The 19,891-nt window shown below is 67.4% G+C and carries 17 protein-coding genes; 6 read left to right on the top strand and 11 right to left on the bottom strand.

Annotation, left to right across the window (positions count from 1 at the left end):
- The 7 genes from A5764_RS04670 to rpsN all read right to left on the bottom strand — a co-directional run.
- Positions 1-1,062 (bottom strand): PPE family protein (locus A5764_RS04670; RefSeq protein WP_197501207.1); only part of this gene is annotated, 1,062 nt, incomplete at its 3' end.
- A 3-nt stretch (positions 1,063-1,065) separates the two neighbouring features.
- The gene (locus A5764_RS04665; protein ID WP_067109324.1) at positions 1,066-1,371 is read right to left on the bottom strand and encodes a PE family protein; all 306 of its coding nucleotides are present in this window, start codon (positions 1,369-1,371) and stop codon (positions 1,066-1,068) included.
- A gap of 43 nt (positions 1,372-1,414) precedes the next feature.
- Positions 1,415-5,407 (bottom strand): type VII secretion protein EccCa, encoded by a 3,993-nt coding sequence (eccCa, locus tag A5764_RS04660; protein ID WP_067109305.1) that lies wholly within the window; start codon positions 5,405-5,407, stop codon positions 1,415-1,417.
- Entirely contained in the window at positions 5,404-7,020 is a 1,617-nt protein-coding gene (eccB, locus tag A5764_RS04655) for a type VII secretion protein EccB (protein WP_067109302.1), read from the bottom strand. The genes eccCa and eccB overlap by 4 nt, the downstream gene beginning before the upstream one ends.
- Positions 7,017-8,888 carry a type VII secretion AAA-ATPase EccA gene (gene eccA / locus A5764_RS04650; RefSeq protein ID WP_067109321.1) on the bottom strand — a complete coding sequence of 624 codons (1,872 nt, stop codon included), beginning with the start codon at positions 8,886-8,888 and terminating at the stop codon, positions 7,017-7,019. Before eccA ends, eccB begins: the two co-directional genes overlap by 4 nt.
- Before the next feature lie 222 nt (positions 8,889-9,110).
- The gene (locus A5764_RS04645) at positions 9,111-10,631 is read right to left on the bottom strand and encodes a PPE family protein (RefSeq protein WP_067109299.1); all 1,521 of its coding nucleotides are present in this window, start codon (positions 10,629-10,631) and stop codon (positions 9,111-9,113) included.
- A 440-nt stretch (positions 10,632-11,071) separates the two neighbouring features.
- Complete coding sequence (gene rpsN / locus A5764_RS04640; RefSeq protein WP_067109296.1) at positions 11,072-11,377, bottom strand: 30S ribosomal protein S14; 306 nt, start codon at positions 11,375-11,377, stop codon at positions 11,072-11,074.
- A gap of 562 nt (positions 11,378-11,939) precedes the next feature.
- On the opposite strand from rpsN, the gene A5764_RS04635 reads away from it, so the two are divergent.
- Genes A5764_RS04635 through A5764_RS04620 form a run of 4 tightly spaced genes read left to right on the top strand, consistent with a single transcriptional unit; the run spans position 11,940 to position 15,099 of the window.
- Positions 11,940-12,284 carry a Fur family transcriptional regulator gene (locus A5764_RS04635; protein WP_067109292.1) on the top strand — a complete coding sequence of 115 codons (345 nt, stop codon included), beginning with the start codon at positions 11,940-11,942 and terminating at the stop codon, positions 12,282-12,284.
- Positions 12,229-13,377, top strand: a complete 1,149-nt coding sequence (locus A5764_RS04630; protein WP_231989608.1) for a metal ABC transporter solute-binding protein, Zn/Mn family — start codon at positions 12,229-12,231, stop codon at positions 13,375-13,377. Before A5764_RS04635 ends, A5764_RS04630 begins: the two co-directional genes overlap by 56 nt.
- 4 nt (positions 13,378-13,381) lie before the next feature.
- Positions 13,382-14,227 (top strand): metal ABC transporter ATP-binding protein, encoded by an 846-nt coding sequence (locus A5764_RS04625; RefSeq protein WP_067109286.1) that lies wholly within the window; start codon positions 13,382-13,384, stop codon positions 14,225-14,227.
- Positions 14,224-15,099 (top strand): metal ABC transporter permease, encoded by an 876-nt coding sequence (locus A5764_RS04620; protein ID WP_082951494.1) that lies wholly within the window; start codon positions 14,224-14,226, stop codon positions 15,097-15,099. The genes A5764_RS04625 and A5764_RS04620 overlap by 4 nt, the downstream gene beginning before the upstream one ends.
- Positions 15,100-15,101: 2 nt before the next feature.
- Here the strand turns inward: A5764_RS04620 and A5764_RS04615 are convergent, their stop codons facing one another.
- The 3 genes from A5764_RS04615 to A5764_RS04605 are packed head-to-tail and all read right to left on the bottom strand — an operon-like array spanning position 15,102 to position 17,468.
- Entirely contained in the window at positions 15,102-16,139 is a 1,038-nt protein-coding gene (locus A5764_RS04615; RefSeq protein ID WP_197501206.1) for a WD40 repeat domain-containing protein, read from the bottom strand.
- 11 nt (positions 16,140-16,150) lie between these two features.
- Positions 16,151-17,176: a GTP-binding protein gene (locus A5764_RS04610; RefSeq protein WP_067109281.1), complete on the bottom strand. Its 1,026-nt coding sequence runs from the start codon at positions 17,174-17,176 to the stop codon at positions 16,151-16,153.
- Positions 17,163-17,468, bottom strand: coding sequence for a hypothetical protein (locus A5764_RS04605; protein WP_156664497.1), 306 nt, complete (start codon positions 17,466-17,468; stop codon positions 17,163-17,165). Before A5764_RS04605 ends, A5764_RS04610 begins: the two co-directional genes overlap by 14 nt.
- A 267-nt stretch (positions 17,469-17,735) precedes the next feature.
- On the opposite strand from A5764_RS04605, the gene A5764_RS04600 reads away from it, so the two are divergent.
- Positions 17,736-18,359 (top strand): NADPH-dependent F420 reductase, encoded by a 624-nt coding sequence (locus A5764_RS04600; protein ID WP_067109278.1) that lies wholly within the window; start codon positions 17,736-17,738, stop codon positions 18,357-18,359.
- On the opposite strand, the gene A5764_RS04595 is transcribed toward A5764_RS04600, so the two are convergent.
- Positions 18,346-18,996, bottom strand: coding sequence for a TetR/AcrR family transcriptional regulator (locus tag A5764_RS04595; protein ID WP_082951492.1), 651 nt, complete (start codon positions 18,994-18,996; stop codon positions 18,346-18,348). The two genes, A5764_RS04600 and A5764_RS04595, sit on opposite strands and share 14 nt — an antisense overlap.
- 129 nt (positions 18,997-19,125) lie before the next feature.
- Here A5764_RS04595 and A5764_RS04590 point away from each other — a divergent pair, with 129 nt between their 5' ends.
- Complete coding sequence (locus A5764_RS04590; protein ID WP_067109315.1) at positions 19,126-19,860, top strand: SDR family NAD(P)-dependent oxidoreductase; 735 nt, start codon at positions 19,126-19,128, stop codon at positions 19,858-19,860.
- The last annotated feature ends 31 nt before the right edge of the window (positions 19,861-19,891 follow it).

Genomic DNA, 19,891 nt, shown 5'->3' with positions numbered 1-19,891 from the left:
CCCCCCCCCCCCGCGCCCCGGCGGGCGCCGGCGCCGGCGGGGGCGGGGCGGGTGCCCCGCCCCCCGGGGGGGGCCCCCCCCCCCCCCCGCCCCCACCGCGGGACTCGCGACCGTCGCGGCCAGGCCGGCCACCGGCCATGTCGGGGAAGCGGTTGAGGCCAGCATCGGCGCGCCTGCCACCCCCGCCGCGACCGGCGACGCGATCGGCGCGATCTCGGTGGGCAGCAGGGCGATCGGTCCCAGGCTCAGGCTCAGGCTCAGCGGCAGGGCCGCCAGCATGGGCCCGTACGTGGCGATGGGGGAGATCACCTCGTAGGCGGCGAACAACAGCAGCGGGCCGTAGGCCACAAGGGCCGCAGCGGGATTGGTGGCGAACGCGGCGACCATCTGCTGCAATGACCCGACCGGATCCTGCATGAACGCCTGCAGCTGGCCCATGAGGTTCTGGTAGAAGTTCACATACGTCGACAACAGGTCGGACGGGTTCAGCGACGACCCGGATTGGTCGGCCGCGCCGGCACCGTGATTCACGATGTTGGGCGCCGGGGCCGTGCGCGGCGCCGAGGCCAGCGCCGCGCCGGAGACCGCCTGGTAGGCGCCCATCGTGGTGGCGGCCTGGACCCACATCCGCACGTAGTCGGCCTCGTTCAGGGCAATCGGAATCGTGTTGATCCCAAAGAAATTCGTCGCCAGCAGTACGCCGTGAACGATGTGGTTGGCGGCCAGCTCCACCAGGGTGGGCATCGCCGCCAAGGCGGTGGTGTATGCCGTCGCCGCGACCTCGTGCTGCGCGGCCACCCCGGCGCTGTCGGCACTGGCTTGCTGCAACCATTCCAGATACGGCGCGTGAGCCGTCACATACCGCTCGGCAGTGGGACCCTGCCACGCCCCGGCTTGCGTCGCCCCCAAAAGCCCACCGAGTTCGGCCGCGGCCGAAGCGTATTCGGTGCTGAGCGAGGTCCACGCGCCGGCGGCCGCCAACAGCGACCCCGGTCCCGGACCGGCGCTCAGCAACGCCGAATGCACTTCCGGCGGCGAAGCCATCCAGATGGGCGAGCTCATATGTCAGACGCCCGCGCCCCATGTTGCGGCGGCCGCGGTGTCACCCGTGAGATAGCTTGCGCCGGATTGACCCACACCTACACCGGCGCGCCCCAGTTCTTCAACGCCTTGGGCGGCGACAGCGGCATGCTCCTGGCCCTGGGCGCTGAATCCGGCGGCCGTCTGCAGCGACACGGGATCCGCCGCCGGCGGCACCACCGCGGTGATCGCCGGAGCCGCCGCCGCGTGCGCGGCCGCCAGCCGCGCCGTCAGCGCCTCCACGGCCGCACTGGTCGCGGCCAGACCCTCGGGAACCACTCGCAACGTCATTGCCACTCCTTTCGCTGTCGTACTGTTGCCATTTCGTCAATCATCAGTGGGCGAAACCATCGTCGGCGCCCCCTGTTACCGCTGCGCCAACCAGCGGGTTGACCAACTGCACGTACGTCGGACTATCAGTGTCGCCCAACAGCACTGCCCGTCCGGCAGGCAACCGGCTGAATCGTTGGCCGCGGATCTTGCCGCCGTCTTGCGGATTGCCTGCAAGCATCAACGTGGTCGCCTGCAAGTCGTTGAAGCGGCGCAGCAACTGGCTGGTCATCAGCGCGTGCCCCGACCCACTGGCGCGCGCCGTGACGATCACCCGCAACCCCAAATCACCTGCCTGGGAGAGAAGCCCGAGCAGCGGAGTCCACGGCCGCTGGCCGATGTACGGACCGCTCATCGCCGGGGAATCCGGTATCTGGTCGACGTCATCGATGATCAGGTAATGGGTGTGGCCCTGGTAGGTCCAGCGGGACAACTCGGCCGCAGATAGGCCCACCGGTGGACGCCTCGATTCGATGAGATTGGCCAGCCCCAGCATGGCCGGGAAGATGCGGTCGATGTTGGCGCTGTATTCGTTGTCGGGGAACAGCGGCTCGTCGACGAGGTGCAGCCGCCGATCCAGCACCGTGAAGGCCACCTGGTCCGCCGTGGAGTTCTCGCGGACAGTACGGATGATGTGGCGCAGCAGCGTGGTTTTACCGGACTTGCTGTCGCCGAACACCATGAGCAACGGGTTGTCGGTGAAGTCGAGGACGACCGGTGCGAGGTCCTCTTCGCGCTGGCCGATGACCACTTGCTCGGGGCCCCGATAGAGCGGCTCCACCGCCTCGGGGGCGAGGTTCGTGGGAAGCAGCCGCACCGGCGGCGCGGCCACGCCCGGGTAGCGGGCGTTGATCGCCCCGATGTGGTCCAGCTCGGGGGCCGCGAACAGGAAATGCTCGGCGGCCATGGTCAACCCACGACCCGGCTGGTCGTGCGGGACGGCATCCGCGGGGCGGCGCAGCGCGCCAACCACGCGCACATTGCTGTCCCGTGCATCGTGCAGCTTGAGCTCGAGTCGCAGCCCCAGGCCATCGCGCATCGCCAGCGGCACCTCCAGCCAGCTCGGGGTGGTGATGACCACGTGGATGCCGTACGCCAGTCCGATGTTGACCAATTCGGTTACCTTGGCCAGCAAGGGGTTTCGGGTGTTGAACTGGTCGGTGTTGTCACGGCCGAACGCGTAGAGGTTGTCGATGATCAGGAACACCTCGCCGAAACCGTCGTCGGGGGCCGAACCGTGCCGGTCACGGAATGCTTGTTGCCGCTGGCGCGACAGCAGGAGCTGCTCCAGCTCGCCAAAGGTGCGGCGGATGCGTTCGGGTTCCAGCGCCGACGCGACGCTACCGACGTGTGCCAGATCCTCCAGCGCCCGCAGCTGCCCGCCGCCGTAGTCCAAGCAGTAGAACGTGACCTCGCGGGGCGAATGCAGGCTCGCCGCCGACAACATAAATGTCTGAAGCGCGGTCGATTTGCCGGACTTGGGGCCGCCGTGGATGACCATGTTGCCGGCCGACGACGTGGCGTCGAACACCAGCGGGTCGCGGCGCATCTCGAATGGTTTGTCGATCTCGCCGAGCGGCCAGCGCCACTGCCGTTGCGGCACCCCGGCGCGAGCCAGCACCGCGGTCAACGGGATCGGCTCGTCGAGCGGCGGCAGCCACAGCTCCGGTGCCCGCGGCCCGTAGCGTGCCAGCTGGTCGCCGACGGTCGCGATCAGCCTGCGCGGCGGTCCGGCCGTTTCCTCATCCTCGCCGGCGGATATCACCGTTGCCTGATCCGGCTCCACCCTGCCGGCCGTGAATAGCTTTGGCTCTGGAATAGATTGCATCACAAGGGCTTTAGCCGCCCGCGGCGGGTCGTAAATGCCGTCGACGTAGGTGCTGCGGAACTTGATCGGGGTCGCGCCGGGGGCGGGCACCAAGAAGCCCTCGCCCTTGTGCTCTTTGCCCGATTCGATGTGATAGGCGTCGTCCACGCCGATGATCTGGCGGGAAACGCTGGGACTGGCCACCTTCAACCCGATGCGGTAGGAGGTGTTCTTGTCGATGTCCTTGATCTTGCCCACATCCAGCGTCTGGGAGGCGAACAGAATGTGGATGCGGAACGAGCGGCCCTTGCGGGCCACATAATCGAACAGCTCCGCGTATTCCGGGTAATCGGCCAGCATCAGGGTGAACTCGTCGGCGACCACGAACAGCGTTGGGATCGGCGGCAGGTCATGTCCGGCTACGATCGCGTTCTCGTACTCCACCACCGAGTTGAACGCGCTGCCCTGAACGCGGCGGCCGGCCTCGCGCAGTAACGCCTCGCGGCGCGCTACCTCGCCGCGGAGCGTGTCGGCGAATCGGTCGGCCAGCGATTTCTTCTCGGCCATGTTCGAGATCACCGCGACAACCTGCGGGAAATTCCGGAAGCTGTCGGCGCCGGCCTCACCCTTGAAGTCGGCGTAGATGACAATCAGCCGGTCCGCTGGATGAGTCGTCAACAGCGACAACAGAATCGACATCAGAGTCTGCGACTTACCGGAGCCGGTCATACCGATCATCAGGCCGTGCGGTCCCATCCCGCCCTCGGCTTCGTCCTTGAGGTCGAAGATCAGCGGCTCCCCGGTCGCGGTGACACCGATCGGCACGCGCAACTCGTCGTCGCGGCGGCGCGGCGCCCACAGCGTGGGCACGTCCAGCTGCGACGCGTCCGGGATGCCCAGCAGCGTGGTGAAGCTGGCGCCGCGCGTTGCCGCCGAGCGCAGCCCGGTGTGGGTGGGGTTGGAGTCCCATCGCGACAGCTGACGGGCCAAATGGGCGGCCTCGTCGGCAACGAGTTGATCCGCGCTGTCGATGTACGGTTGCCAACCGCCGGCCTGCCAGCGCTGAATGGCGCCGGCTCGCCTGCCCCCACCGTCCCCCCCGGTGATGCGCAGGATCGGCTTTTCCGGATCCGAATATTGCTCGCGGTGCGGCGGTGTGGCGGAACGGTGCACGACGGTAACCCCCGCCCGGCCCACCGCCAGGGCCGACGCGTTCAAGTCATAGTCGGGGTCGTCGACGACGACCAGCAAGTGCCGCAACCCGTCGGCCGGACCGCCGGTGAATGCAGGGCGGTCCAGCAGCACCGGACCCAACAGCGTGGCCAATTCGTCCGGGTTGCCCGACAGGAAGCGAGCCGTGCCGACGCCGTCGAGCTCACCGGGAATGTCGACGTGCGGCAGCCATTTCAGCCACGACCATTCCGGGCTCTCCGGATCAGGGCTGGCCAGCGCCACGCCGAGCACCGTCGGGTCGTGCCAGGTCACCGCCTGAGCGATCCACGCCCGCAACGCCGCCCGCACCTCATCCGCCTCACCCAGGACGGTGATGCGCGAGACCTTCGTCAGGTCGATTCCGGTCGGCACGTCCCGCACGGTGCGGTGGGTGTCGAGCAGGCTGCGTAATGCGCTGTGCGACACCGGTTCCAGGTCGATCTCGTCCGCGGTGTCGTTGACCCGCAGCGCGATGTCCAGGGGCACCTCGTGACGGCCGGCCCGCAGCACCAGGAAATCGGGGTCGTGCGGGTCACGCTCCCACTGACGGCGGGATCCGGGCACCGTCGCGAGTGTCGCCGGGTCGGGGTGGGACCACTGCGCGGCGGCGCGCTGCTGGGCGGCCTGGGCCCGAATGTTGTCCCGGACCACCGACAGATAACGCAGGTAGTCGGCCCGCTCGGCGTCGACCTCTTCGGTGCGCATCTTGTTGCCGGTGCCGCGATACAGCGCGGTGGCCGCCAACAGCAGCACAAACGGGAAGAACAGCGTCTGCGGAGAGATCACCCGCATCCCGGTGGCGAACAGCGCGACGATCATGCCCACGATGAGCATGACGATCACGACGGGCAGCGCGCGTCGCAACAGCGACGGCGGAATCGCCCGGGGCAGCTCGGGGGGCGCCTCGATGTTGATGGCCCCTTTACGGGTGCGCGGCGGCGCCAACCGCCGCCGAGCTTCGAAGATCAGACGGCTCATCGGACCCCTCCTTCGGCCGACGCGGGGCGACCGGGTCTGGCGTCCGGCGCCAGGCCGTCGTGCGCCAGTAGCGCGTCGGCACGCGACAGTGTCGGGCCGCTTGCAAACAGCGACAGCATCGACCACGGGATGGGCACCGGTGGCCCGCTTAGGCCAAGGGCCTCAACGGTTTTGCCGTGCCCGGCAGCTCCAGATCCGTTCTCGGCCTCGTTGTCGATGCCGTAGCGCACCCCGGTGTCAGACACCCAGAACAACGAACCGATGCCCGGTGACGATGCACCGCCGCCCACGGTCTGGGTGAAATAGCCGTTGCCCGGCGCCAGGGCGACGCGGGTGGCCATCCCCGGGGAGCCGCCGCCGACGAGGTCGACGGTGTGTATCGAATCCGGCACCGGCAACACCGAGCCGGCCAGCAGGCTCAGTGAGCTGGTGGCAGCCCCGGCCGGCTTGTTCCAGTGCGCACAGGTGACGGGATCTTTGGCCGCGTCGATCAGGACGACCTGCTGGTCCGGATAGCGGGTAGTGTCCAGCAGCCGCGACACCGGCAGCTTGGCCACCTGATCGGCGCCGATCCGCGGCGGTTGGTCCAGCCCATAGGCGTTGGTGTTGCGCAGGATCGCGGCGAGCACCGGTGAGATGGGCTGCAAACCGTCCGGCAACACCGCGTAATAACGCATGGCGCCCGATGAGCTTTGGTCCACGGCATACGACACGACTACCCCACCGATCGGCGCCGGCACTGAAAAGTTCGGCGTCGCACCGGCGTTCGGGATGGCGGGCGCCGTCAGTGCCGGGGCCTCGGGAATCGCATTGAACAACCCCAATGCGATGGGCCGCGGCGGGAGCACGTCGGCACCCAGGCCCAAAGCGTTGGTGACGGCATGGTTGGCCAGGTCGATCTGACTACGCTTGCCGTCCCAGAGCAGCCAGCTGCCCGTGCCGCTATCGACCAGCACCCCCTGGTTGGTGTGGACGGCGGCCGCGCGCGCGCCGTTGCTATCGAGCGGGCCCCCGATCACCGTCACACCCGTGCTGTGGGCGGCGCGCGAAGTCCCACTGACGGCGTCACATACCGTCCAGTTCGCGTCGTGCGAGGCGTTCTGAACCATGCGCTCCGGCGCACCGGGAATGCCGATCAGGTTGCCGCGCGGAAAACGGTCCAGTTCACTGCTTTTCACCGTGGTCGGGTTGACTGGGCGCCCGGCGATCAGCCGGGCCGAGGTCAGGTTGAGCACCGGGTGCAAATCATCGCCAACCCGCACATACAGCGCATCGGTCGATCGATCGGCGAGCACCACATTGTTACCTGCCGACCCGCTGGGCCGGATCAGGGAGAACACGAAGCAGCCCGTCAGGCCGGTGATCAGGATGAGCACACCCATGAGCATCGCGCGCGACTGGGTGCGAAGGGGGTCGACGAGCATCCTGGTGTCGTGCAGGGCGATACCGGAGGCGATCCGGCGCATCACGAAGCGCCAGCCGCTCACCTGATGGCGGGTGACGAAACCCCGGCGGTAGACCACTTGGTCGGGATTGTCGTTGACAGGAGTGCGTGACGAAAACGAACGCCGTTCGCCTGCCCATTCGCCGTCCTGGTCATGATTCGTCGTCATGCCGGCACCTCGAGGCCCAAGCCCCGCAGCAGCGGCTCAACCGAATTGCGCACGTCCGCGTCGGTGATCGTCATGAGCTCCTCGTCGGTGAACTCGCCGGTTTCGGCATGCTGGGAGTGGTCCAGCCGGAATTCGCGTTCCTCTTCGGACTTTTCGACGACGTTGCGGACAAACCGGCCGTTGCCCGCGATATCCAGGCCGCGGCGTTCGATCCCATTGAAGTCGGGCTTCGACGTCGAAGCCAGGTGAGCGAACAATGCCTCGAGACCCTCGAGTGCGGCCTGATCGAAAAGGCTGTCGCGCTTTTGGGCCATGAAGTTTGCAATCTCGATCAATTCGACCGGCTTATAGGACGGGAACTCGATGCTGCGGGTGAACCGCGAGCGCAGGCCTTGGTTGGTGTCGAGGAACTTATCCAGATCCGCGCGGTAGCCGGCGATGATCACCACCAGCCGATCGCGGTCGTTTTCCATCCGGGCCAGCAACGTGTCGATGGCCACCAGGCCGAAGTCGTTCTTGGCGCCGGTAGCCACCAGGGCGTAGGCCTCGTCGAGGAACAGCACCCCGTCCAGTGCGCTGTCGATGACAGCGTTGGTCTTGGCCTCGGTCTCGCCTATGTGCTGGCCGATCAGGTCGGCACGGTGCACCTCTCTGATGTTCTCCTTCTTCAAAAGGCCTAGGCCGCAATAGATTTTCGCGATGACGCGGGCGATGGTGGTCTTGCCGGTGCCAGGCGGCCCGGTGAACACCAGGTGGTGGGTGCGCTGCGCCACCTCGAGTCCGCGCGCCTTGCGCACCAGCTCCATGGCCACCGCACTCTTCAACCGGGCGACCTGGTCCTTGACCTGTTCCAAGCCGATGAACTCGTCGAGTTCGCGTTCGGCCTCTGCCAGCAGCAGGTGCTTGCGCTCCTGGGCTCCCGGGTCGACGAAATCGCCGGGACGCGGCTCGGTGTCGGGATCCCACGGGTCGGTGCGTGCCGCGATGCGATCCGCGGTGGTGGTCACAATCCCAAAACTGGTGTCGGACAGCGCGTGTTCGACCTGCTCGTTCTCGGGGTGGGCGGCGTACAGGTCCTGCAGCACTTCGCTTGCCGACTCCTCGTCGACGTGCGCGCGCAGCACCAGCCCCTTGGCCAGCGCGCCGTCGACCGCCGCCACCGCGACCGGGCCGTCGGGTTCCTCGAGGTACGACAGCGCCGGGGCGAACATACCCAGCCGTGCCAGCGCGATGCCCATCGTGATCTTGGCCGCGTGCGAGAACGCGTCGTCGAGATCGGAATCGTTGACGATCGGGGTCAGCAGCTTGACGACATCCGACCAGCGCTCGGCGCGATAGTTGATGACGACGGCGACCCAGCGGGCCTCACGCCAGCTCGGGCGGCGCTCGGCGAGCGCGGTGACGATCTGGTGCGCTTCGGCAAACCGTCCGGTCTCCCCTGTTGAAGCCAGAACAGCCAGAGCAGCCGCGTAGGCGAGGTGGAAATCATCCGGGCTGGTGGCGCGAAACTGCAGGTAGAGGCCGGTGTCGTAGCGAAAGCCCAAGGCTCCCGGCGCCAATTCGACCTGACGCTGCAACACGCCCGCCGTGGTCGCGGTGCGCGAAACGGCCTCAAGCACCCGGATGGACACGTCACCGGCAGCGGCCAGGCCGGTCCAGGCGTCGCACTGGTCGTGGGCGATGCGGGTCAGCGCGGTGAAACCGGAGCGAGCCGCGGCCAGGTCGGCCGGACGCTGGCGGTCGTAGACAACGATGCCCAGCGCGCGGCAACACGTGGCGAACCGGCTGACGACGTCGTCGTCGACCCTGCCGTCCGCCCGAGAATTGAGAGGCTGAGCTGCTAGCACGCCGGTGTCACCGCGTTCCACGGCCGCCACTTCTCCTGTACATAGTGTCCCCTAACCTAACGCGGCTGAAGTTAGCATTGCGTAAGCTAACTGTCGAGATGCTTACGCTTCATCGCCTCACGACTTCGGCTGCCGTCCCGATGGCGTTGATCAGGGCGTTCGCCTCGACCATGGGTCCCCTTCCGGAACAGTTCCGCTAAGCAGCGGAGCTTACTGAAAATCGTTGTCATTAGCAAACGGTGGCTAGTCGGTATCGCCCTTGCCTGGCTCCCGCTGTTGGGGCTTCCAGGTGCCCGGGACCATGGGGACCGACGGGCCGCCGCCGAACTCGTCACCGGCCAGCGAGGCCAGACCCGCCGCCTCCGCCGCGGCCCTGGGCGCCGTGCCGGCAAAGCCCAGGGCCCCCGCCCCATGTGCCGATGCGACCGTTGACGGGGCTGACTGCTCACCCGCCGGGGCGCCCCAGTCCGGCTCAACCTCGAAATTCAGATCCATAAATTCGTTCCCGTAGCCGCGCAGCTTTGCGCGGCGGCGCCGACGCGCCCCTTCTTTTCCCCGTGCCGACGCGCCGGCCGCCGCCGCGGCGGCGGCGATGTCGGGCTCGGGTGCCTTCCGCTGTGCGCCGGTGCTCGCTCCCGTGCCGGCCCCCATGGTTGGCCCGCCCACGAGGTAGGGGTAGGCCGCTCCCCCGACAGCGGTGGGCGGGGGCGGTGGGGCTCCGGGCGCAGGTGCGGTGGCCGGCGCTGTCGCCGGGGCCGAAGCCGGAGCCGAGGACGGGGCGGGGCCCGGGGCCGCGGCGGAGCTCACGGCGGGAGCGCTGCCGGCAATCGGCGCGCCGGGCGTCTGGGGCATCGGTGCGGCCGCCACGGCTGGGACCGCGTTGGGCTGAATCCCGGCCAGCCCACTGAGGCCCGCCAAGCCGCCCACGAATCCGACGTTGGCGGCGGGCAGAACGAGCGCCAGCGGCGCGATCGCCTGCAATTGTGGGAACGTACTCAAAACTTCGCCCAGGTGGGTGGTCTCGTCGGCGATCAGTGCCGGAATGTCGGCCTGCACCTGCTCGATCGCCAGGGATGGATTCTGTGGAAACTCGAGCACGTCCCGCCACAGGGTTTGCGGGACCTCGAGGAATCGATTTATCCACCAGCTCAGCTGGGTTGGGTCGCCGGCATCGTCGTCGACAATGTCTTGAAGACCGTTGTCGCTGCTGTCGGAGCTGTCGGCGGGGTTCAGGATCTGTGGCGCCGCCGTTGTCTGCGGCGCCGATGCGACCGCCGTGGTGGAAACCGCCTGATACGTGGCCATTGTGGTGGCGGCCTGGATCCACATCCGCGCGTAGTCGGCCTCGTTGAGGGCGATGGGAATCGTGTTGATGCCGAAGAAGTTTGTCGCCAGCAATACCCCATGGATCGCATGATTGGCGGCCAGCTCCGGCAAGGTCGGCATCGCGGCCAGTGCCGCGGTGTAGGCGGTGGCCGCGGCCTCGTGTTGGACAGCCGCGTCTGCGCTGTTGGCGCTGGCCTGCATCAGCCACGCGAGATACGGCGCATGTGCGGTCACGTACCGCTCGCCAGTGGGCCCTTCCCATGCCCCGGCCTGCGCCGCGGCCAAGATCGCGGTGAGTTCGTCAGCCACCGAAGCGTAGGTCGCACTCAACGAACTCCACGAGTCAGCGGCGGCCAGCAAGCTGCCTGGCCCGGGACCGCTGCTCAGCAACGCGGAATGAACCTCTGGCGGTGAAGCCATCCACACCGGCGCGGTCATTTTCAGCCGTCCGCAACGGGATACGACAACATTGCCTGCACAACCGATCCAGCGGAAATAACCCGCAGCGACATACCCGGGACTCCTTGCAGGGGTGAAATCAGCGACCGCCTGGGCTGTTAAGGCAGCGCAAGTAGCACGCGGCTAGTAGTCGGCGCGCACCGCGTAAAAGTTCCCGCGCGCGGCCAACTCATAGCCGATTCACCGTCCAGTCATCCTGGGATGCTTGCAAAGGCGATGTTCGGTTGCATGCGCGACGGCCGGGGACGTCGGGGAGGGGTCTTCGCCGGCGATGCCGCGGAGCCGCCCGAGTAACCCGCGAGCTGCCGGAGGCCGCTCAACGCTTCGCCGAGCCGGGCTACCGGGCGCTCGCGTGGTACGGGTGGTGCCGCTACGCGCGGCTGGACGGCGAAGCCCGGGTGAGCCTGGTCTTGCCCCGTCTACCAGCTTGATTTACGGATGCCGGGAAGCTGTCCCTGATGGGCCAGTTCCCGCAGTCTTACTCGCGACAGTCCGAACTTGCGTAGGTGTCCGCGCGGGCGGCCGTCGACGGCGTCGCGATTGCGGATGCGCACGGCACTGGCGTCACGGGGCTGGCGGGCCAGCTCCGCTTGGGCGGCCAAGCGCCGGTCGGGACTTGTCGAGGGAGCCCGGATGATCGCCTTGAGTTCGGCGCGACGCTCGGCGTAGCGGGCCACGATCACGCGGCGCTTGTCGTTCTTGACGATCTTGGATTTCTTGGCCATCGGGCGTTCAGCCTTCCTCTCGAAGCTCGACGCGGTGGCGCACCACCGGACGCATTTGTGGAGGACCGGCGCTCGCTCTTATTGACAATGGTTTTCGACAAGCGTCATCGGAAACTGTACCGTGAACCGGACAGCAATGAAAACGGTTTTCAACACGGGGAGGGCGACGCGGACTCCGGTAATGCTCGTGTGCGGGCGCGGCGACTCCGACGCCGTGACACGCGCGCCCCTGCCCAGGGCCGGAACGCTGGTCATCGCGCACGCCGCGCTGATCGCGTAAGACTGTCGCGCCGAGCGGTTGACAACGATTATCATTTTTACCCACCGGCGTCCTCCGTCGAAAGGTCTTCGCCGTGATGGTGTCTCGCTTTTCCCACACGTCTGCCGGCGTAGCAGGTGAAGCGCTGCTGCGCTCGGGGTCTCGGCGCTCGGACTGGCAGTTGCCGGAGTCACCAAGTGTGATCGGGATCGACGGTAAGGAGCGCAGACGATGACCGCGCCACCGGCAGGACCGCGACGTCGAAGCACCGCCAAACGACAAGCTGTCCTCGACGCGCTCGGCATGGGCAGCAATTTCCGCAGCGCCCAACAGATCTATTTCGAGGTTCGTCAGCAGCGAGCGACGCGGATTGCGCTGACCACCGTCTATCGCATCCTGCACGCCCTGGCCGACGAGCGCATCGCCGAAACGCAGCGCGCCGAGGACGGCGAGGTTCTTTACCGCCTGCGGACCGGCTCCGAGCACCGCCACTACCTGTTATGCCGACGCTGCGGTGATGCGGTCGCGTTCACCCCGATCACCCTGGAAAAGCACACCAGCGAGCTCACCGACAAACACCACTACGCCGACGTTGCCCATCACATCGACCTCTATGGGACCTGCCCTCGCTGCCTTGACACCCGATGATCAGGGCCAGTCGCCGACCTCACCACTGCAGCCCGCTGTCGGTAAATACCACCGAACGGGGTCAAGCTGCCGGGGCGTTTTCGTGCGTGCGAAACGGCGCCTCGCCCCTTATGCTAACGACAATCGTTATCGTTTTCCCTTCACCAGCCGATCAGGAGTCGCTGTGACTGTCCGAGCCTGTCGTCGCGACATGGTGACGATCGCCATGATCCTGTCGACGGTCGCGCTGGCGTTGACCGGTTGCGGTTCGAAGTCACCGTCGGGATCTCCATCGGCACCGGGTCAGCAATCGGTCAACGTGGTAGCCGCGGAGAACTTCTGGGGCGATATCACCAAGCAGATCGGCGGCAATCACGTGACCGTCACCTCGGTGATCAGCGACCCGAGCGCGGACCCGCATTTGTATGAGTCCGACGCGAAAACCGCCGCGGCGGTGAGCAAAGCCCAGCTCGTTATCGTCAATGGTCGGGGTTACGACGATTTCATGGGCAAGCTGATGTCCGCGTCGCCCAATCCGAACCGCAAGTTGCTCACCGCGGCCGACCTGATGCAGATTTCGGGGGCCGATGCCAACCCGCACATCTGGTATGACATCGCGAAGGTTCCCGCGGTGAGCTCGGCGATCGCCGCGCAGCTCGGCGCGCTCGACCCGGCCGATGCGGCGGCGTTTACGGCCAACGCTAAGACGTTCAACGACAGCCTGGCACCCATCAATGCCGCGATCGCGAATATCAAAACGAAGTACGCCGGCGCGCCGGTCGGCTACACCGAGCGGGTGCCGGGCTATCTCGTGGAGGCCGCCGGGCTGAAACTGGTCACGCCGGCCTCGTTCGCTCAAGCCGTCGAGGACGGCAACGACCCTAGCCCCGCCGACAACTCGGCGATGGACAACGCGGTGAAGACCAAGGCGATCAAGGTGCTGTTGTACAACGCGCAGGTGACCAGCCCGGCCATCGACGCGCTGAAGACAATGGCGCAACAAAGCGGCGTGCCGATCGTCGGGGTTACCGAGACGCTGCCGCCAACCGACCCCACCTATCAGGCGTGGCAACTGCGGCAGGTCAACGAGCTCACCGGCGCGCTGGGAAAGTAGCCAGATGACCACTTCCGCCGACCGTAAAACCGCGACACCGCTCGTCGAGCTGTGCGCCGCCGGGCTGGGCTACGGGGCGCGCCAGCTATGGCAAAACGTCGACCTCGCCGTGGCACCCGGGGAGTTCCTGGCCGTACTGGGCCCCAACGGCTGCGGTAAAACGTCGCTGGTCCAGGTGCTGCTGGGATTGACCGCCCTGTCGTCGGGATCGGCACGGGTGTGCGGTGCCCCGCCGCGGCGCGGCAATCACACGATCGGCTACGTTCCGCAGCAGCGCGGCTTCGACCGTGATCTGCCGATCCGGGGCACCGATCTGGTGCGGCTCGGGGTTGACGGCCACCGCTGGGGAATCGGGCTGCCCAGTCCGGCGCGCCGGCGCCGCGTCGAGGCGGCGATCGACGCCGTCGGGGCGTCCCGGTTCGCCGACGCCCCGATCGGGCGGTGTTCCGGAGGGGAGCAGCAGCGCCTGCGAATCGCCCAGGCCCTGGTCGGGAACCCCAAGCTATTGCTGTGCGACGAACCGTTGCTGTCGCTGGACATCAGATATCAGGCCGAGGTCGTCGACAGCCTCGACCGACAGCGCCGTGCCTCGGGCATCGCGGTGGTGTTCGTGACCCACGAGATCAACCCCATCCTGAACGTTGTCGACCGGGTCCTCTACCTGGCCGGCACCCGCTGGGCGATCGGCACGCCTGGGGAGGTGCTGACGAGCGCCACCCTCTCGGAGTTGTACCAGACCCCCGTCGAGGTGCTGCGCGTACAGGGGCGCATCATCATCGTCGGCGCGCCGGAGGCGGTGCGGATCGCGAACCAGGAAGCCGACCAAGAAGATACGGTGCTGGCACGTTGACGCTCTGGGACTATCTGCACGACACGTTCGTCCAGAACGCCCTCATCGCCGCCACCCTGGTGGCCGTGACGGCGGGCCTGATCGGCCCGTTCGTGATCATCCGCGACCTCGCGTTCGCGGTGCACGGCACCGCCGAGCTGGCGTTCACCGGGGCCGCGGCCGGCCTGCTCGTCGCCAACAACCCTGTCCTGGGTGCGCTACTCGGATCGCTGGTCGTGGCCACCGCCATCGGGCTGCTGGGCGATCGTCCCCGCGAACGGAACTCCGCGATCGGGGTGATCCTGGCCTTCGGGCTGGGTGTGGGCGTGTACCTGCTTTCCCTGTACACGGGGTTCGCCACCGCCGCAACGAACATCCTGTTCGGTCAGCTCTTCGGCGTCAGCCCCAGTCAGATCGCTCTCCTCATCGTCGTCGCGATCGGCGTGCTGACCACGATGACGCTGCTGTACCGCCCGCTGCTCTTCGCCTCGGTCGATCCCGACGTCGCCCTCGCGCGTGGAGTTCCGACCCGATTGGTCGGGCTGCTGTTCGTCTACCTGCTGGCGCTGACCGTCACCGAAGCCGCGCAGATCGTCGGCACGCTGCTGGTCCTTAGCCTGGCGATTACTCCCGCTGCCGCGGCCACCCGGCTCACCGCCCGCACCCCGGTACTGATCGCCTTGTCGATCGGGTTTGCGCTGATCGCCGCCGACGGCGGACTGCTACTGGGTCTGCTCAAACCGCATGTCAAAGCCAGCGTTTTCATCAGCGCGATCAGCTTCGCCATCTACGCCGTCGTCCGGCTGGCGAGCCCCGGCTTTCGCGAGTCCGTCGCCGGCAGCCGCCCGGCCAAGTGGGTCACGACCGGCTTCCGCGAGGTCGCGAACAAGTAGCCTCAGCGGGGCTCGGGTTTGAAGCAGCGCGTCGCGCCGGAGCGGTGGCCGGAAACGACGCCGTCGCGGGTGGCGGCTATTGCACCGACGGGGTCACCGGTCGCCATCCTCCACAACGGACTGATCCGGCCGCCCGGACGACTGCTTGGCCCGAGCCTCCAGAGCGCCAGATCCCCGGCGGCGTCACCCGAAACCAGGGTCGGGGCGGAGCCGCCGGTCGGTGCCCAGGCCAGCGCGGTGACGTCGTCGCGGTGCCCCTCGGCGAGCAAGCCCTCCCGCCCGGTGGGGCCGGAGCCGGAGAAGTCCCAGCAGACGATGGTGTCGCCGGCGTCGCAGCACATCCAGCGACCGGACGCTTCAAAAGCGAGGCGGGACACCAGTTTCGGGAAACCGCTCATCTGAAAGTCGCTGCCGTCCCGCACGTTCCAGCCGTGCAAGGTCGCGTCCTGGCTGCCGCCGACCACCCAGCGCCCGTTGGGAGCGGTGGCGATCCCGGCTATCGCGCCCGGGGCGGGCAGGCGCGCGATCACGCGATCGGTGTCCGGCTCGAAGACCTTGACGCCCTGGTATGCGGCCGCCGCCACCCGGCGGCCGTCGGCGCGCATCCAGGCCAGCCCGGCGACCGTGCTCTGCAGGGAGGGCGAGCTCCAGCGCAGTTGCCCGTCGCGGTCATATATCCGCACCAACCGACCGTCGTTCGCCGCGAGGCCGCCGGATTTACCCGCCCAAGCCAGGCACCCACACCATTGGTGGGGATGATCGGCCACGACCGAACCGTCGGTGAGGTCGAACACCACGAGCCGCTGGCCGCCGCCGACCGCAAGGCGGGTGCCGTCCGGGCTGGCGGCCATCGCCAGCAGAAAGTCGTCGAGCGCGAGACGCACGTGGACGCGGCCGTCGGTGTCGGCGACGACAATGCTGCCCTCCGAACCGCCGACGATCACCTTGTCGGCTACCACGCCGATGCTCAACACGGGCTCGTCGATGTCGAGCTGCCACACCACCTCCCGGGTTTCCGTGCCCGGGCTCCCGGTAGTCATAGGCGTCATTGTCACCGGGCCGCCGTGACCGGCGCTTCGGCGAGGCAAGCGCGAAAGCTCGAGTCGAGTTCGGCACGGTCGAGATTGCGCCCGATGAAGATCATCCGGTTACGCCGGGACTCACTTGGGCGCCAGGGCGCACCGAGCTCCCCGTCGTGCAACATGTGCACGCCCTGGAAGACATAGCGCTTGTCGGTACCGGCCAAGTTGAGTACGCCCTTGCTGCGGAAGAGGTCGGGGCCGCGTTCGGTGAGGAGCTTTCCCAGCCACTCGTTGAGCTTCTCCACGTTGACGGTCCCCTCGACGTCGATGCCGACGCTGCTCACCGAGGCGTCGTGTTGATGCTCGGCGTCGGGGTCGAGGAAGCCCGGATCCGTCGAAAGTATCTGGTCGAGGTCGAATGCGTGCACGTCGAGGATCTCGCCCAGGTCGACGTCGCAGCGCACGGCTCGCAACACCTCCGCCGCGGCGTTGATGCCGCGGATACGGCGGGTGACCGCGGCGACCTCTTCGGCGTCTACCAGGTCTTGCTTGTTGAGCACGATTCGGTCGGCGAACGCGATCTGTTCGACGGACTCGTTTTCCACTCCGTCGGGTTTGACCTCATCGAGATGGCCGAGAATGTGTTTGGCGTCGACCACGGTGACGATCGCATCCAGGCGCAGCTGCGCGCGCAGTGCGTCGTCCATGAAGAAGGTCTGCGCGACCGGAGCCGGGTCGGCCAGTCCGGTCGTCTCGATGAGGATGGCGTCGAAGCGATCCTTGCGACGCATCAGGGCGCCGAGTATCCGGATGAGGTCGCCGCGCACGGTGCAGCAGATGCAGCCGTTGTTCATCTCGAACACCTCCTCCTCGGCGTCGAGCACCAGCGCGTCGTCCACCCCCACCTCGCCGAACTCGTTCTCTATCACGGCGATTCGTCGGCCGTGTTGCTCGCTCAGGATGCGGTTCAGCAGGGTCGTCTTGCCGGCGCCGAGAAAGCCGGTCAGCACTGTGACGGGAACGCGTTCGTCAGCCCGTTCGTCAAGAGTTGTCATGTGGACCTCCGTGGGGGTTGTCGATGAGCAGGCGGGTCACCATCTCGTCGCGAATGGCGCTCAGCGGATGGTGCAGCGTCCAGCGTCGAGAAGGCGCCGCCAGAACAGCGATGACGGTCTCGACCGGAGGACAGCCGGGTTCGCGGCAGGTCAGCTGCTGCACTGTGACGGCGACATCGTCTGGGACCACCAGCGTCGTGCGCACGAGTTCCGCCAGGTGGGCGGCCCGCGATCCCCGGTCGGCGCCGCCGTCATCGGCACCGGAGAGAATACGGTCCAGCGGGCCCGGCATGAGCCACAGTCAACCGCTATTGAAAACGATTTTCAAATAGTGTCGGGCGCATACATGGCCAGGGTCGACCTAGCTTGGTACCGACCGGTGTGCATAGCTTGCGTTCCGGCTGACAGTCCAATACGTTAAGTACGCCGACCTGTGTACATAGCGGCGGCGCGGGTTCATCACCTGAGCAACTGGGGCCTCAGCTTGTCGGCGCCGACGCGCTGGATCGAACCCGGAAGTACGCGACAAAGCGAACGGTCGAGATCAAGGGAGCACATCATGAGCAGCAGCATCAGCATCATCGGCTCGGGAAACATGGCCAGCGCCATCGGCGGCTTGGCGGTTAAGGGTGGCAATGCCGTCGAGGTGGTGGGTCGCGATGCGGCCAAGTCCGCGGCCTTGGCCAAGGAACTCGGCGGCGGCGCCACGGCCGGAACGTGGGGCGCTGCCCCGGCCGGCGACATCGTGATCCTCGCCGTGCTGTTCGACAGCGCCGTGCCGGTCGTCGGCGAGTACGGGGACGCGCTGGGCGGCAAGGTCATCGTCGACATCACCAACCCGTTCAACTCCGATGTGACAGGGCTGGCCATCCCCGACGGCACCTCCAACGCGAAGAGGGTGGCCGAGGCCGCTCCCTCCAGTGCCCATGTCGTCAAGGCGTTCAACACCCTCTTCCGCGACGTGCTGGCGTCGGGCCGCCCGCTGGACGTGTTCATGGCCGGCGATGACGCGCATGCCAAGGCCAGCGTGTCGGGGTTCATCGAGAGCCTCGGCCTACGGCCGCTGGACGTCGGCGACCTGGGCATGGCGCACTGGCTGGAGGGCGCGGGCGTGCTGACGGTCGGCCTGGCACGCCACGGCGTGGGGAACTTCGACTTCTCCCTGGGCGTCAACCTCGGCTGAGTTCGGTGCTGGACACGGCACGCGGCCCCGTTCCGGCGGGCAGGTTTTCTCCTGCGCCGGGCGGGGCCGCTGCCGTGGGGATGGCGTTGTCGATGAGGACTGCGGCGATGGCGGCGGCGGTGGCGAAGGTGTCGCTGTTGAGGACTCGGTTGCGGGCCGAAGCGCCATCCAGGAGCAGCGCCAGTTGTTCGCCGAGCTGTTCGGGGTTGGTCGCGCCCGCTTCGCGGGCGGTCTCGGTGAGCCGCGCGGCGAAGGCCTGCTTGTAGTCGCGGGCGTGCACGCGTGCCGGGTGGCCCGGGTCGGGGATTTCGACGGCCGCGGCGATGAATGGGCACAGGGGTGCGTGGATGTCGAAGGCGGCGAGGAGCCGTTCGCGGGGGGTGAGGTCGGCGCGGTCGAACACCTCGGGCAGGACGTCGGGATCGAAGCGGCGGAGGTGTTCGGCGATCAGGGCGTCCTTGCCGGTGAAGTGCTGGTAGAACGTGCGCTTGGACACCTGGGCCACCGTGCAGAGCTGGTCCAGGCCGGTGCTGTTGATGCCTTGATCGCGGAACAGTTGGCGCGACGCGCCGAGGATGCGCTCTCGCGCGCCCCTGCCGCGCCGCAGCCCTCGCGGCCCCTTCTCCAACTCCGTCACGTCCCCAGAATAACCCAGTTGGGTACGGGTCAGTGTGCATAGCTTGCCTCCCGCATCGCCGCCCGCTAGATTATGCACTCAGATCGGTTTACATAGTACCCGACGCCCTATTCGACGATTGGAGTGAACGTGGGAAAGCTCGATGGCAAGGTTGCCGTGATCACCGGCGCGACCAGCGGCATGGCGCTGGCCGGGGCCAAGCTGTTCGTTGAGGAAGGAGCGCACGTCTTCATCACGGGCCGGCGGAAGGAGGCGCTGGACCAGGCCGTCGAGCAGATCGGTCGCAACGTCACCGGTGTACAGGGCGATTCGGCCGACCTCGGCGACTTGGACCGGTTGTTTGACACGGTCAAGCGGGAAAAGGGCGCGATCGACGTGTTGTGGGCCAGCGCCGGGGTGGGCAAGCAGGCCAGGCTCGGTGAGATCGCCGAGGAGGACTTCCATGACGCCTTCTGGCTCAACGCGCGCGGCACGCTGTTCTCGGTGCAGAAGGCGCTGCCGCTGTTCAACGACGGCGGCTCGATCTTCATGACCGGGTCGAACGCATCGCTGCGGGGCTACCCCAATTGGAGTGTGTACGCGGGAAGCAAGGCCGTGCTGCCCGCCTACGCCCGGGTGTGGGTGTCGGAGCTGCGGGATCGCAAGATCCGGGTGAATGTGCTGACCCCCGGCCAGGTCGCCTCCCCGATGCTGGAAGAGGTGATGGACGAGGAGATGAAGGCTCAGTTCGAGTCCGTGATCCCGCGGCGAGAGATGGGCCGCCCTGAGGAGATCGCGTCGGCCGCGCTGTTCCTCGCCTCCGACGACTCGAGCTACGTCAACGGCATGGAGCTGGTCGTCGACGGCGGCACCACCGTGATCTAGTGAGCGACAACGGCTTTCATGCCGACTTATT

It is taken from the genome of Mycobacterium sp. 852002-51057_SCH5723018 (assembly GCF_001667035.1).
Lineage (GTDB): Bacteria > Actinomycetota > Actinomycetes > Mycobacteriales > Mycobacteriaceae > Mycobacterium.
This window is presented reverse-complemented; position numbering and strand designations above follow the sequence as displayed.